The organism is Streptomyces sp. MCA2 (assembly GCF_023544705.1).
Taxonomy (GTDB): Bacteria; Actinomycetota; Actinomycetes; order Streptomycetales; family Streptomycetaceae; genus Streptomyces; species Streptomyces decoyicus.
The window spans coordinates 1-620 of sequence record NZ_JAMJFM010000132.1 but is presented as its reverse complement, the minus strand read 5'-3'; the positions used below and the strand labels follow the sequence as shown (position 1 = coordinate 620).

1 protein-coding gene is annotated in these 620 nt (G+C 69.0%); it reads left to right on the top strand.

The annotated features are described in order from the left end of the window. The coding region (locus M8I34_RS41130; protein ID WP_250058170.1) for a condensation domain-containing protein at positions 1-620 on the top strand (620 nt) is incomplete at both ends.

The following is a 620-nucleotide window of genomic DNA, read 5'->3' as shown; positions in this document are numbered from 1 at the left end:
CACCTTCACCGAACTCCTCGGACGCGTACGAGAAACCGACCTCGCCGCCTACACCCACCAAGACGTCCCCTTCGAACGCCTCGTCGAACTCCTCAACCCCACCCGCTCCCTCGCACACAACCCCCTCTTCCAGGTGATGCTGAGCTTCGAGGCCACTGGCGCCGATGTGCCGATCGCCGGGCTCGACAGCCGCCTGGAGCAGGTCGATGCCAAAACCTCGAAGCTCGACATGGAGTTCGTGCTGGAGGAGGCGGTCACGGCTGACGGGCTGCCCGCCGGTATCGCGGGAACGGTGGACTTCGCCACGGACCTCTTCGACCGGCAGACCGCCGAAGCCATGGCCGTTCGGCTGGAGCGTCTGCTGCGGGCGGCCGTCGCCGACGCCTCACAGCCGATCGCCGACCTGGACATCCTCTCGGCGCCCGAGCGCACCACACTGCTGCACACCTGGCCCACGGCCGTACGCGAACTCCCGGACGGCACCGTCCTGCCGGAACACGTCCGCGTCTACGTCCTCGACGACGACCACCGGCCGGTGCCCGCCACCGTCCCCGGCCAACTGCACCTCGCCGGCACGGACCTGACCAGCACCACCCTCACCGGCCACGAACTCAGCCACC